This is a genomic window from Flavobacterium sp. 5 (genome assembly GCF_002813295.1).
In the GTDB taxonomy this organism is placed as follows: Bacteria; Bacteroidota; Bacteroidia; order Flavobacteriales; family Flavobacteriaceae; genus Flavobacterium.
Genome location: NZ_PHUE01000001.1, coordinates 1,353,787 through 1,368,016, shown reverse-complemented (window position 1 = coordinate 1,368,016; position 14,230 = coordinate 1,353,787). Strand labels below are relative to the sequence as shown.

Annotated in this window: 12 protein-coding genes and 2 tRNA genes; 10 read left to right on the top strand and 4 right to left on the bottom strand. The window is 32.0% G+C overall.

All coding sequences use genetic code 11. The features are described 5' to 3' along the window. The first annotated feature begins 32 nt into the window (after nucleotides 1-32). A complete protein-coding gene (locus CLU82_RS05655; protein WP_232735221.1) occupies nucleotides 33-770 on the top strand; it encodes a murein L,D-transpeptidase catalytic domain family protein in 738 nt (245 codons plus the stop codon). Here the strand turns inward: CLU82_RS05655 and CLU82_RS05650 are convergent. Next, the gene (locus tag CLU82_RS05650; protein ID WP_100844946.1) at nucleotides 759-2,336 is read right to left on the bottom strand and encodes a murein L,D-transpeptidase; all 1,578 of its coding nucleotides are present in this window, start codon (nucleotides 2,334-2,336) and stop codon (nucleotides 759-761) included. The two genes, CLU82_RS05655 and CLU82_RS05650, sit on opposite strands and share 12 nt — an antisense overlap. A 395-nt stretch (nucleotides 2,337-2,731) precedes the next feature. Between CLU82_RS05650 and CLU82_RS05645 the strand changes: the two genes are divergently transcribed. Together CLU82_RS05645 and CLU82_RS05640 are read left to right on the top strand one after the other, a co-directional pair. After that, nucleotides 2,732-2,804: transfer RNA gene (locus CLU82_RS05645), tRNA-Gly, on the top strand. Between the two features lie 49 nt (nucleotides 2,805-2,853). Further along, nucleotides 2,854-2,929: transfer RNA gene (locus CLU82_RS05640), tRNA-Gly, on the top strand. Between the two features lie 125 nt (nucleotides 2,930-3,054). Here the strand turns inward: CLU82_RS05640 and CLU82_RS05635 are convergent. After that, a complete protein-coding gene (locus CLU82_RS05635) occupies nucleotides 3,055-5,493 on the bottom strand; it encodes an arylsulfatase (RefSeq protein ID WP_198520194.1) in 2,439 nt (812 codons plus the stop codon). 287 nt (nucleotides 5,494-5,780) lie between these two features. Beyond that, on the bottom strand, nucleotides 5,781-6,488 hold the full coding sequence (gene pepE, locus CLU82_RS05630; RefSeq protein WP_100842168.1) for a dipeptidase PepE: 708 nt from the start codon (nucleotides 6,486-6,488) through the stop codon (nucleotides 5,781-5,783). Between the two features lie 191 nt (nucleotides 6,489-6,679). Between pepE and CLU82_RS05625 the strand changes: the two genes are divergently transcribed. The 7 genes from CLU82_RS05625 to CLU82_RS05595 all read left to right on the top strand — a co-directional run bounded on the left by CLU82_RS05625 (nucleotide 6,680) and on the right by CLU82_RS05595 (nucleotide 13,255). Then, nucleotides 6,680-7,450 (top strand): carboxypeptidase-like regulatory domain-containing protein, encoded by a 771-nt coding sequence (locus CLU82_RS05625; RefSeq protein WP_100842167.1) that lies wholly within the window; start codon nucleotides 6,680-6,682, stop codon nucleotides 7,448-7,450. Between the two features lie 42 nt (nucleotides 7,451-7,492). Continuing rightward, nucleotides 7,493-8,212 (top strand): hypothetical protein, encoded by a 720-nt coding sequence (locus CLU82_RS05620; RefSeq protein WP_157813326.1) that lies wholly within the window; start codon nucleotides 7,493-7,495, stop codon nucleotides 8,210-8,212. Nucleotides 8,213-8,459: 247 nt separating this feature from the next. Then, a complete protein-coding gene (locus CLU82_RS05615; protein WP_157813325.1) occupies nucleotides 8,460-9,218 on the top strand; it encodes a hypothetical protein in 759 nt (252 codons plus the stop codon). Next, nucleotides 9,215-9,718, top strand: a complete 504-nt coding sequence (locus tag CLU82_RS05610) for a DUF6702 family protein (RefSeq protein WP_100842164.1) — start codon at nucleotides 9,215-9,217, stop codon at nucleotides 9,716-9,718. Before CLU82_RS05615 ends, CLU82_RS05610 begins: the two co-directional genes overlap by 4 nt. A 66-nt stretch (nucleotides 9,719-9,784) precedes the next feature. Beyond that, nucleotides 9,785-12,034, top strand: coding sequence for a M1 family metallopeptidase (locus CLU82_RS05605; RefSeq protein ID WP_100842163.1), 2,250 nt, complete (start codon nucleotides 9,785-9,787; stop codon nucleotides 12,032-12,034). A gap of 250 nt (nucleotides 12,035-12,284) precedes the next feature. Beyond that, on the top strand, nucleotides 12,285-12,683 hold the full coding sequence (locus tag CLU82_RS05600) for a twin-arginine translocase TatA/TatE family subunit (RefSeq protein ID WP_100842162.1): 399 nt from the start codon (nucleotides 12,285-12,287) through the stop codon (nucleotides 12,681-12,683). After that, nucleotides 12,683-13,255: a phosphatase PAP2 family protein gene (locus CLU82_RS05595; protein WP_100842161.1), complete on the top strand. Its 573-nt coding sequence runs from the start codon at nucleotides 12,683-12,685 to the stop codon at nucleotides 13,253-13,255. Before CLU82_RS05600 ends, CLU82_RS05595 begins: the two co-directional genes overlap by 1 nt. 162 nt (nucleotides 13,256-13,417) lie before the next feature. Here the strand turns inward: CLU82_RS05595 and CLU82_RS05590 are convergent, their stop codons facing one another. Continuing rightward, nucleotides 13,418-14,059: an O-methyltransferase gene (locus CLU82_RS05590; protein ID WP_100842160.1), complete on the bottom strand. Its 642-nt coding sequence runs from the start codon at nucleotides 14,057-14,059 to the stop codon at nucleotides 13,418-13,420. Nucleotides 14,060-14,230: the final 171 nt, after the last annotated feature.

Here is a 14,230-nt window from a genome sequence, read left to right as displayed (position 1 = left end):
ATTTGTATTTTTGGAGCCCCTAATTAATTATAATGAATAGATATACAGTGGTTTATAAGTCAATTATTGCGTCGATTATTGTTTTTGTTTTGTTTGCATTTACAGGAAATTTAATAAACACAAATAAAAATATTACAAAAAAAGAAATTGTTTCGGGTTTAAAATCTAATATAGACACCAAAGTCGAAATGGTTTACAATGCTTTGCAAGCAAATCAATTTGAATTACCAAAAGAGGAGTGTTTTGTTGAAGCTCTGAAAGGATTTTATTCATTGAAAGAAAGAGGGATAGTCAAAAGTAATGTGCTAACCCTTGTTGATTTTAGCTTATCATCTAATGCAAAACGTCTTTGGATTATTGATTTATCAAGTAATATAGTTTTGTTTCAGACCTTAGTCGCTCATGGAAGAAATACAGGAGAGGAGTTCGCTAATAATTTTTCAAATACACCAGAATCTTTCAAAAGTAGTTTAGGCTTCTATGTAACTGGAGAAGTTTATAATGGTAAACACGGGATTTCTCTAAAGTTAGATGGTTTGGAAAAAGGTTTAAATGATAACGCCCGTAATAGAGCTGTTGTTTTACATGGTGCTGATTATGTTTCGGAATCTTTTATAAAAGACCACAAAAGACTTGGAAGAAGCCAAGGATGTCCAGCTGTTCCAGTTGCATGTGTTTCGGAGATTATTACAATGATTAAAGGACAGTCTTGTTTGTATATTTATCATCCTTCAATTAATAATTCAAAACAAAATAAGTTAGTTTCGTAATTGAGTATATAGATCGGCATCCAAATTATAAATGTCGTTTCTGAAAATTAATTCGTTATCTTCACTCCACGCTGTCCAATACCAAAGGTATATTGCATAGCGTTTTTTTATGCCTATAAAAAGAGTCTCTTTCGTTGCAACAATCGAGTCTATTTTTTCCTTTGAATACTGTTTAGGGTTGTCTAAAAGTAGTTGAACTAATTCTAATGGTTCTTGAATTCGTACACACCCCGAGCTTAAAGATCGATTATTTCGTTCAAATAAATTACGATGATTTGTGTCGTGTAGGTATACACTATGATGATTAGGGAAGTTTATTTTAACAACCCCTAATGAGTTGTAATAGCCAGGTTGTTGTACATAACGATAGCCGTTGGGTCTTTTTTCATTCCATTTATGAGGATCAACTTTATTGTTTTTATAATCATAAATGGCAATGCCTTTATTGTTTAAAGAATTTCGGTCTTTGGTTAGTTCGGGAATAATATCTTCCTTTAAAATAGTTGGGGGTACAGTCCATGTGGGATTGAATACAACAGTTTGTAATACTGAAGTTAGAACAGGTGTTTTTCTCTTGATTTTCCCTATGACAATACGCTTACTCATAACTACATTCTGATCTTCCACTACGTTTAGGCTGTAATTAGGAATGTTAATTAGGATGTAATTTTTGTCAAATGATTTTGTAAACCATCTCCAGCGCTCCAGATTAGCAATAATTTGATGTTTTCTATCTTCTTTGGTGAAATTTAATGCTATTAGAGTTGTCTTCCCTATAATTCCATCAGAAATTAATCCATGACGAATTTGGAATTTTTTGACTGCTTTGACTGTTTCTTTGTCGTAAAGGTAAGTTATACTGTCATTGCTTTCTAAATCTTTCCAATATAGTAGTTTTTTCTTTAAGATAATTATAGCAGCATTGGAGACACCTGGTTCTATTTTTTCATCAGAAACAATAGGTTCTGTTTTGTCTTCTGGAAATTCATTAATGAGTTGTAGTGCTTTGATTAATTTTTGGTATGTCAATGCTTTTGGTTGACATTTTTCTATTTCGCTTACTAAAGAGTCTTTTTCTAAGGCACTATTTAGGATGGATTTAGTGTCTAAGGGTTTAATGTTTAAATCCCAATTGGTGTACAGTTCTCTTGGGTTGAGTTTTCCGTTGCGAAGGTGAGTAAGGTATTTTTGAAAGTTATACGTAAGTAATAAATCATAGTTTACTCGCTCGGATTCATCCAAATCTATAAATTTTTTCTCTAATTCCTGCAGTTTGGAAATATTGTAATCTGACGGATTTAGCCCTTCGGTTTCACAATTTTTAATTGTTTCAAGGATTGTTTTTCTATTTTTTTCAGATTGCCATACGGTTTGGTTGTTTCTGGAATTGTAAAAATCGACGAGTGATTTGCTTTTATAAGGACTTAATAATTCAGTATCAATATCAATAATCTCACCTTCTTTAGTGTCTGAGTTGGAAATTTTGAAGGTATCGAAGTTTATTATCGGTTGTTTTTTGCAACTTAGAAGTGTGAGTAAGACAATAAATAAGTAAAGTTTATTCATTTCTTTTGGTTTCATTTTTTAAATCTTTAAAGTAATATTTGTTTATCGTTGAATTGATTATCTATTGCAAAGATGCTATTAATATTTTTAAATATTGAAGTAATTCCTACTAATTTGATGTTTTTGCATGATACTAAATATTGTGTGTTAAGCAAATTATTACTTTGAAATCCCTGTTTTTAATCAGTTTTCCTATTTATGATGGTGCTTTTTTTGTTCTGAATAGTAGTCTAAGGCGTATATTTATTTAATATTTTACACGAGTATAAAGAAAAATAAAAGTATAACTTTTTAGTTTTAAAATGGTTGTAGATATTATTAAAAAATGTCAATTTATTTTTTAAAAAAAATTTGCAAATAACTGTTTTTATTATTTATCTTTGCACCTCAGTAATGCGAAAGTAGCTCAGTTGGTAGAGCTCCAGCCTTCCAAGCTGGTTGTCGCGAGTTCGAGCCTCGTCTTTCGCTCTAAAATCAATTTTTTTTTTTTGATTTAAAGGTAAATTTAATGATTAATGCGAAAGTAGCTCAGTTGGTAGAGCTCCAGCCTTCCAAGCTGGTTGTCGCGAGTTCGAGCCTCGTCTTTCGCTCCAAAACCTCAAATTTTATTTGAGGTTTTTTTTTGCTCTAAATTTAAAATAAGCCTACTCATTCAAAATAAAAAAAAGAGGTAGTATAACAATACTACCTCTTTTCGTAAATGCTATTTTAAAAAGAATTAATCTCTCATCTTGCTTTTTGCTTCTTTTTGTAAATCTGTAAAATTCTCTTTACCTATAGAAACACCAACACCTTGAATAGTTCCTCCTTTAAAAGTACCTGGAGTTTTGTATTCTTTACTCACAGCATCACCACTATCAAAACCTACACAAAGTCCGTCTCCAGAAAGTGTAAATTTACCTGGTTGCGTTTTCATTGGCCCTTCTGCAACAACTTGATCATTGATGTATAATTTCATTTTACCAATTTGTTCGCCAAGTTCCCCTGTTTTTTCTCTGATAAATTCCATACCAAGAGTGTATTTACCAGGTTTTAATTCAGTTGAAGAAACAAATCTTTGTTCTGGTTGGATTCCTAAGAAATTATAAACGTAATTCAGTTTTTTGTCTTTTATGAATAATGCATGTCCACCAAAACGAGAACCGTGAGCAAAAATTACTCCAGATGCATTCGCATCTTTAATTTCAACATCACCAATAATTTTGAATGAACGTCCTCTTACATTTACAGCTACACCTTCTGGTACTGCTGAAGTTCCAGGATAATAAATATATTTCTCACGAGGAGCTTCTTCAGAAGGTCTTTCTAAACCTATTATTTCAATAGCTGTTCTATCATCTAATGGTAATACTAAGTTTTTATCCGCTTCATCCATCCATGCTGCGATTAACTCTTTTAATTTATCAGGGTTTTTTGCTGCTAAATTAGTTGATTCAGAACGGTCAACATTTGTGTTGTACAATTCCCATTGGTCTTTGTCAAAATGTCCTTTACCTGTTAATGGAGCATGAACTGCAACAGCTTTCCATCCATCTTTCCATATCGCACGAGAACCTAACATCGCATAATATTGAATGTGTTTTTCTGTTGGAGCGTCTGGTTTAGCATCAAAACTATATTTCATAGATACTCCAGAAAGTGGATATTGTCCAACGCCATTATGTACTTTTGGCATTTCAAGACCACAAATTTCTAAGATAGTAGGAACAATATCTGTTGAGTGATGGTATTGATTACGCATTTCGCCTTTAGCTTTAATTCCTTTTGGCCATGAAATCACCAATGGATCACAAGTACCGCCTGCATACTCACTATATCTTTTAAACATTTTATATGGAGTTGAAAATGCAGCAGCCCATCCTGTTGGATAATGCTCGTATGTATCAGGACCTCCTAATTTGTCTATTAGTTTTAAATTCTCAGCCAATTCATCAGGATATCCGTTAAAGAATTTATTCTCGTTTACAGATCCGTTTGGAGAACCTTCACCAGAAGCACCATTATCAGCCGCATAAATTATAACAGTATTTTCTAACTGACCAGTTTGTTCTAAATAATCAATTACTCTACCTACTTGAGCATCTGTATACTCTGAGAAACCTGCATATACCTCAGCAAGTTTAGAAAATAATTTTTTCTCTTCCGGTTTAAGTTTGTCCCAAGGACGAACAAAATCTCCTTCATTTGCAATTTCTTTAGGTAAGAAATTAAATTCTGTCAATTTAGTATCTTTTGGCAAAACACCTTTTGCAATCATTCTAGGTAAAACCCATTTGCGATAAGCATCATATCCATCATCAAATTTGCCTTTGTATTTGTCTATATACTCTTGTGGCGCGTGATGTGGTGCATGATTAGCTCCAGGACAATACCATAAAAACCATGGCTTTGATGGATTTGTTGCTTTTTGGTCTCTAATATATTCTATCGATTTATCTGCTAAATCTTTAGATAAGTGATAGCCTTCTTCTGGGCTGTAAGGAGGTTCAATAAAGTGATTGTCTTCTACTAAATCAGGATACCATTGGTTAGTTTCTCCTCCAAGAAACCCATAATAACGATCAAAACCCAACTGAGTTGGCCATTGTTTACGGCTCGCTCCAGAGGCGACATCTTGCTCTGGCACGTTGTGATCTTTTCCTATCCAAAAAGTACTCCAGCCATTTTCTTGCAACACTTGACCAATAGTTTCGCATTGCTCTGGAATACGCCCGTGAGCTCCAGGAAATCCATTTGCTGTTTCTGTAATAGCGGCATTACCTGTTAAGTGATGATTTCTCCCTGTTAATAATGTTGATCTGGTTGGTGAACACAATGCTGTAGTATGCCATTGTGTATATGTTAAACCATTATCTGCCAATTTTTGTAATGTAGGCATATTAATTCCACCTCCATAAGGAGACCATGCTGCTTGTCCAGTGTCGTCATATAAAACAAAAAGAACATTAGGTGCTCCTTCGGGTGCTTTTTTAGGTGTGTAAGGAGCCCAATCAGCTTTGGAATCTCTAACATCTAGTTGAATAACTCCATGAAAATTTTCTTTTCTAACCTCTCTAGGATCGGCTTGTGCGTTTGCTTTTTGCGTAACATTGACCAAAAAGCATGCTAAAACCATTAAAGAGGTTTTTTTTAGCAATAAATGTTTAATCGTCTTCATTTTGAAAGTTTTTAAATGTTTACTAAAGTTTTTAAATTTATTAGCCTCTAAATTTATTTTCATATGAAGATGAAATGTGCTTACATATTTAAATAAAATTCAAGTCCTATAAAAGAAAATGCTTACTAATTTAAGTAATAAACTTTAAAGTCAATCATAAAAATGACTATTAATTGTATTTGTGGTCGTTTATGAAGAAATGTTTAATATTCTGTTATATAATTGTTTATAATGAAATAATTCATAACTTATTTTGTTGGTTTAAAATTTTGTATTTGTTTTCTTTCTTATTTTAAGGTGCTTAAGTCACTGCCACTTTCTAATTCTTCGGGTAATTGATTTTGTTTAAAAAGACGTGCTTGTAAATTTCCTTTTAGTGTAATTTTTTGCCCTTTTACCTCTAGCCAGCTTCCTTCTCGAAGACCTAATACAGGTAATGAATTGAAAGCATGAAATTCTTTTATTCTTGTTTCTCTAGTTTCTCCCATGTGCTTGGATTGATTATCGGCGTCCAAATAATGTGGGTTCAAATTGAAAGGTAATAATCCTAAGGTTTGAAAATTCGGGGGATAGACAATAGGCATGTCATTGGTGGTTTGCATTGTTAATCCGCAAATGTTACTGCCTGCACTGGTTCCTAAATAGGGGGTGCCAGATTTTACAGTATCTGCGAGTACATTCATCAGATCATTTTTATAAAGTTGGGAAACTAATAGGAAAGTATTGCCTCCTCCTGTAAAAAAACCTTCAGCTTTTTGGATGGCTTCTTTTTGGTTCTCATAAGTATGAATGCCCTTTAAAACAATATTTATTTTAGCAAAAGCCGTTGCAGCCTTAGAGGTATAATCGTCATGAGTGATCCCTCCTGGTCTGGCAAATGGTATAAATAATATGGTTTTGCAACCTTTAAAATGCAATTGTAGTTCAGGTAATAAATACTCCAAATAGTCTCCATCATACAAAGTTGAAGTGCTGGCAATAATGCAATTTTTCATTTATTTTATGTCAAAAGTTCTACGTAAAGATATAAAATGATTGGTTTTTAATTTATTAGGGGCAGTGTTTTAATTAACAAACTTTTACAAATGTCTTAGTAATTAATTTGGAGAGGTTTGAGATACTTTTACGTTTTAAAAATGAAGTTGCAATGAAGATTTTTTAAAAGATAACCATTAACAGATTGCTCGTGAGGAATAATTTTACTTTTTTATTTATTCATTTTTTTATAGTTCAGTTTGTCATTGCTCAAGTGAGTGTTGAGAAATTGGTGAATGGGCAGGTAACTACAAATAGTATTTCTCCATTAGAGGGTATCAATATCACGAATACTTCTAGTAAAATTATGGTGGTTTCGGATTCGTATGGACATTTTACGATTCAGGCCAAAGAGGGAGAGATTCTTAGTTTTTCGGCTGTTAATTATGAGCCTTTGAGGAAATTTATAAGTAAAGGAGAATTTGCTATTGGAATAGTTGCTGTTGATCTGACTCCAAAAAGCATTGAATTGAATGAAGTAGTTGTGAATAAAAATTCAAATATAAGTGCTGAGAATTTAGGTATAATTCCAAAAGATCAAGTCAAGTTGACTACAGCAGAAAGAAGATTGCAAACTGCGGGTGATTTTAAACCCATACATCTATTAGGTCTTTTGGGTGGTTTTTTGGCTGTGGATCCTATTTTGAATGCTATAAATGGGAGAACCAAAATGCTAAAAAAAGAGCTTTCTATTGAGAAAAAGGAATTTTTGATGGTAAAGTTGGAGAATTTATTTGAAGATAAATATTATATACAAACCTTGAAAATCCCTGAAGAGTTAATTAAGGGATTCCAGTATTATTGTATTGATGATCCTGATTTTGTTAGGTCTTTAAACGATAAAAACAAAACGATGAGTATGTTTTTGATAGTAGGATTGGCTTCGGAGTTTAATAAAAATCAAAAGGATGGTGAGAATTAGTGAAATAAAAATATGTGTCACGAAAATTAATACAATAGGTAAATGAAAAATAATTTAATTGTTTTGTTTGTCTTCTTAGGGCAATGTCAATTATTGATAGCCCAAAATAATGTTGAAAAAAATATCATAGGGAGTGTTGTTTTGGATTCAACAAAGCTGGAAGGGATTAGTGTGATTAATTGTATGAATAAAATGATGGCTGTTACTGATAAAGAGGGCTGTTTTTCTATTCGGGCTAAAGAAGGTGATGTTCTAAATTTTTCGGGAATTGATTATAAATACTTGAAAAGGTATGTTTATAGGAATGAGTATCATTCTGGAACTATGGAAGTAAATATGATTTTTAATAGTGTTGAATTGGATGAGGTGATTATAAATAAAGATGCTAATATAACTGCCGAAAATTTGGGAATAATTTCACGGCAACAAAAAAAGTTTACTCCGCAAGAGAGAAAATTATATTCTAATTCTGGTGGAATTATGGGTTTGTATAGTGCGCTATCAGGAGAAAGACATTTTCTTAAAATGAATGTCGAAACGGAAAAGAAAGAGATGTTGATGAAAAAGCTGGAGTATTTGTTTCCTAATAAATATTATACAAAAACGCTAAAGATTCCAGTGGAACTCATCAAAGGATTTCAATATTATTGTGTAGAAAATTCTGAATTTGCAAAATCATTGAATGGTAAAAATAAATCAATGAGTTTGTTTTTGATGACTGACCTAGCTACTATTTATAATCAAAACAGAGTGGGTAACTAGTGATTTTTTGTATACAATTGATATTGTTTTTTTTGAATAAAATTATTCTTTTGGTTATTTAAAAGGTTAAAAGTCAGTAAGTAGTGTTTTTCCGTGTCAAAAGCTTACTTTTATTTGATGTTCTCTTTAAAAAATAATTGATTTACTTAAACTTAAGTTTTAAATAAAGTTGTAATTTTAATAAGTAATAAAACGTAGTTTTAATTATTGAAATTCCTATAATTTATAATCTCTTAAGTAGTTGTTAATGAAAAGTATATTGAAAATATTGATTTTGTTTTTAAGTTGTCAGTTTTGTTTTGGCCAAATGCTAACTCGAAAAACATTACATGGAAGAGTAGTAAATGATTCTACTGCGATAGAAAATGGCTTGGTTTTTAATATAAATGCAAAAACTGGTGATTTAATCGATAGCAAAGGAGCGTTTAGTATTTTGGCAAAAGCTAATGATACTCTACTTGTAACCAGTTTGGGATTTAAAAGTGAAAAAATTGTGCTTTCGGCAGCAGATGTCAATTCTTCTTTTTATAAAATAAAATTGCATGCTGTAGCTAATGAATTGCTTACAGTTGTTGTTTATGCTAAACATGTTCCTCATCCTGAATTTGGTAATACTCAAAAAATTGTAGACACACAATATTTTGATGATAAGCAATCCACTCCGGATAATCCACTTATGATACCTTCTGGGACAGGGAATCCAAATTCTATGGATGTAATTCGTGTCTATAATAAGATATTTAAACACTTATTCAAAAATAACCCAGAGAAATCAGATTTTGTTACAGATGTAAGTTTTACAAATGTTGCTATACACAGTGTTAGTTATTCTTTTTTTACTGATAAATTGAAAATCAAAGACGATCAAATCGGACTGTTTTTATTGTATTGTGAAAATGACCCCAAATCCAGAGATTTTCTTGACCCTAGTCAACAATTTGAGATTATGGATTTTTTAATTAATAAATACGATGCATTCAAACATATTGCTTCGGTAGAAAAATGAAAAGAAGAATAGTTACGGTTTTTTTATTGGTATTTGTCTTTTCGATGAGCAGTTTTGGTATGCATAAATTTTACATGGCAATTTACCAAATCAATTATGTGCCTGAAAAGAAAATGCTTCAGGTTACCTCTCGCATTTTTGTAGATGATCTTGATAAAGCATTAGAAAAGAAATACAATAAAAAGTTTTTTTTTGGAACCAATAAAGAAACTGTTGAATCGTTAGAATTACTAAAAAAATATCTAGCTGAGAATTTTTCTTTAAAAGTTAATGGGCAATCAAAGGCATTGAATTTACTAAGTAAAGAAATGGACGGCGATGTATTGGTTTGCTACCTAAGTAGTAAAGATATTTCGAAAGTAAATACACTTGAGATTTATAATTCTGTATTAATTGAATGTTTTGAAGAACAACAGAACATCGTACATGTAACGGCATTTAATGTAAAAAAAAGTTTTCTTTTTACAGAATCATCTACTAAGCAAGTGTTAAAATATTGATGATTAGTAACAATTTTGCTAAAAATTGTTATTTTCACCGTTTAAAAACAACTCTAGCTTTAGTTCATGAGAAAATTTTCACTTTTATTTATTCTTCCAACTGTTTTATTGGCACAAGAAAAAGTAGTTATTCCAACTGTTAAACAGCAAGGTAAATACGATACTAACAAATTTAGTCAAATGTATGATTTATTGGCAACGCCCAATATGTTTCGTACTGCATCTGGTGCTCCAGGCCCAGCTTATTATCAGCAACAGGCAGATTATAAGATTGATGTTGAGCTTGACGATAAGAATGCTAAATTAAGCGGATCTGAAACTATTACCTATTATAATAATTCTCCAGATAGTTTGGAGTATTTGTGGGTCCAATTGGATCAAAACCAAGCGGCAAAAAACTCTCAGAGTCCCTTAGTGGAAAACGAGAAAATTGAAAGCGTTTTAACTCCTGCTAAGTTTACAAGTGAATATTTAAAACAAGACTTAGAACGTGGTTTTAACATAGAATATGTTAAAGATGCCAAAGGAAATCCAATGTCCTATACTATCAATCAAACGATGATGCGTATTAATTTGGTTACTCCAATGAAACCAGGTGAAAAACTTACGTTTTCTACAAAATGGTGGTATAATTTTAATAATTATCAAAAAGAAACCAGTAATGGACGTTCTGGTTATGAATTGTTCGAAAAAGATGGGAATAGACTGTACGTTATTGCACAGTTTTATCCAAGAATGGCAGTTTATAATGATGTAGAAGGCTGGCAGAATATGCAGTTTTGGGGTAGCGGAGAATTTGCTTTGCCATTCGGTAACTTTGATGTGAACATTACGGTTCCTGCAGATCATGTTATTGATGCAACAGGAGAATTAATGAATAGAAGCGAAGTGTTTACAGTTGAACAAGTAAAAAGATACGAATTGGCTCAAAAATCATTTGATAAGCCTGTGGTTATTGTAACACAAGCAGAAGCAGAAGCAGCTGAAAAAGGATTCTCTGACAAGAAAAAAACATGGAAATTCAGTGCTAAAAATGTTAGAGATTTTGGTATAGCCACTTCTAGAAAGTTTATTTATGATGCTATGGCAGTGCAAATGGGTAGCAGAGTGGTTATGGCCGAATCGGTTTATCCAAAAGAAGCTAATCCGCTTTGGGGAGAAACATCAACCCGAACAGTTGCACATACTTTAAAAAGTTATTCATCTCATACATTTGATTACCCTTATCCAAAAGCGGTATCAGTTTCAGCAGAAGATCAAGGAATGGAATATCCTATGATTTGTTGGAATTATGGTCGTCCTGATGAAAATGGAGTGACTAGTGAGCAAGTGAAAAATGGAATGATTGGTGTTGTAGTTCACGAAGTTGGTCATAATTTTTTCCCTATGATTGTTAATTCAGATGAGCGTCAATGGACTTGGATGGACGAAGGATTGAATTCATTTATGGAATATATGGCTGAACAAGAATTAGGAACAAATTTTCCATCTCGTCGTGGTCCAGCCAAAAATATAGTTCCTTATATGAGTGGCGATCAAAAGTTTTTGGAGCCTATTATGTCAAATTCTGAAAACATTGTTCAGTTTGGTAACAATGCTTATGGAAAACCAGCAACAGGACTTAATATATTAAGAGAAACTATTATGGGACGTGAGTTGTTTGATTATGCGTTCAAAATGTATGCGAACAGGTGGAAATTCAAGCACCCAACTCCAGAGGACTTTTTTAGAACTATGGAAGATGCTTCGGCAGTTGATTTGGATTGGTTTTTTAGAGGTTGGTTTTATTCAACAGATTTCGTAGATATTGGAATTAATGATGTAAAGCAATACTATGTTACCGAAACTCCAACCGTAGCTTTGAAAGATGCTAAAGTGAAAAAAGGGCGTTTTGGCTCAGAAAAAGGACCATTTGTATATTTAATTGCTGGAGATAATTCGGAATTGAATCCATCTTCAAAGAAATCATTACAATTGGAAGAAGTGAAATTGCTTTCGGATTATGTAGATCAAAATGTGACTGCAGAGGAAAAAGCAAATTTAAAAAATCCAAAATATTTTTACGAAGTAGAATTTAATAAGCCTGGAGGAATGCCAATGCCAATTATTGTTCAAATCACTTATGAAGACGGAACGGTAGATAATTACAAATATCCAGCACAGATTTGGAGGAAAAATAATGAAACTGCAAAAAAAGTTTTTGCTACTTCAAAGACAATAAAGCAAATTCAAATTGATCCTAAACTTGAAACTGCAGATATTGATATAACCAATAATTCATGGCCTAAAGTTGAAATGAAATCAAAGTTTGATTAAAGAACAGAAGAGTTACTGAGTTTCTAAGAAACTAAGATGCTAAGTTTGTAACGCTAGATAAAGCCTTATAAATTTAGCATCTTTTTTATCTCTAGCAAACTCTTAATAATTCAGCAACTCAGAAAATTATTAACTTTCTATAAAGTCTTAACATCTTAGTTTCTTAGAAACTTAGTTACTTTTTTTTAAGACAATTTTAAAAGACAAAGCTTTAAATTTTAATATATTTGCCTTTTAAATACAAAAAATTATGTTTGGAATAGGAGGAGGCGAATTAGTTTTTATTTTGTTTATTGTGTTAATGCTTTTTGGATCCGATAAGGTTCCCGAAATGGCGAGAACAATGGGGAAGGCAATGGCGCAACTTAAAAATGCTACCAATGATATCAAAAGCGAAATTCAAAAAGGAGCCGAGGCCAATGGTTTTGATCAAAAAACTTTGGATGATTTGACAGGAGGTATTAACTCTGAAATCAACAAAGCGAAGAATAGTCTTTTGGGTGATTCATCAAGCACATTCAATGGAATTACAGATACATTCAATAATGAAATCACTAAAACCAAAGAAAGTGTAACCAGTGGTGCTATAAATCCAGACGGAACTACCATTTTAGATGATGTTACTGGACCGATAAAACGTCAGATATAATGATCGAAAAAATACTTACTCTAGATACCCAATTATTTATTTATCTCAATGGTTTAGGATCTGAAACGTATGATGGTCTTTGGCTTTTCATTACTAAACAATTTAATTGGATTCCCTTTTTTTTGCTATTATTATATCTTATTTATAACAAAATAGGATTAAAGAGAACGGGCTATTTATTGCTGTTTATTGCTGTTTTGATATTGGCCACAGATCAAATTACCAATCTATTCAAGTACACTTTTCAACGTCCAAGGCCTTGCAATAATCCCGAAATAAATACTATTATAAGAGTCGTTCAATCTCGTAGTTCTTTCAGCTTTTTTTCAGGACATGCAGCAAATACCATGTCGGTATCAACTTTTTTATACCTGATTTTTAAAAAACAATTCAAGTATTTTGGATTGCTGTTTTTATGGCCGTTAATCTTTGCTTATAGTCGTATTTATTTAGGTTTGCATTATCCAATAGACATTATTTCAGGATATTTATGTGGATTGATTACAGGCTATCTTATGTATAAAGTATACCAATTGGCAATCCATAAGAACTTTCCTAAAGGCATACAGTAATTTTTTGACGGAGGATTGTTATAAAGGCGATTAACTTCGTTAGTTCGCTTATCACTTAAAATCTTTTTATTTTTTATTAAAAATGAAAAGAATTTGTACTTCTATCTGGGTTATTGATGCAGGTAATTGAGAGATTTTAGTTTTAATAAAAGATCTTTAAATTTACAAAACTCTACTTACGGTCAAACCATCGCGAATAGGTAATAAAACAGTTTCTACTCTTGGATCGTTTTTAAGTAGTAAATTGTATTCTACAAGGACTTTAGTACTAATGTCGTTGGGATGGATTGGTTCGAGTACTTTACCACTCCATAATACATTATCAGATAAAAGAATGCCTCCTTTATTCATTTTTGGCAAAATCATTTCAAAATAGTTGAGGTAATTTTCTTTGTCTGCATCTATAAAAACCAAATCAAATTTTAAATCAAGATTCGGAATAATGTCAACAGCTTCTCCTAAATGTTGTGTAATTTGTTTCCCCCAAGGAGATTTGTCAAAATGTTTGCGCTGAAAATCTACCAGCTCTTCTTTAATGTCAATAGTATGTAACTGTCCGTTTTCTTGCATGCCTTCGCATAAACACAAAGCTGAGTAGCCAGTGTAAGTTCCAATCTCAAGAATGTTTACTGGACGAATTAATTTGGAGAGCATACTCAAAACTCTTCCTTGAAAATGACCACTCAGCATTCGTGGTAATAATATTTTTTGGTAAGTTTCTTTATTAAGAGCGGCTAATAATTCGGGTTCTTTTTCAGAATGTTGTTCGATATAATCTTCTAAATCTTGAGAAATGAAATGCATCTTGTGAAGTGTTGAAATTCTCCACAAAGTTATTCATTTAATTTCCATAAAAAAAAAGAAGTTATTTTTACATTTTATAAAACGAATTTTGAGGTGATAGAGGGGTGCTGTCTTTAGTTTTTATACCTGTAAGATAACTACAAATATTGTGAAATTCGATTCATGTTATGA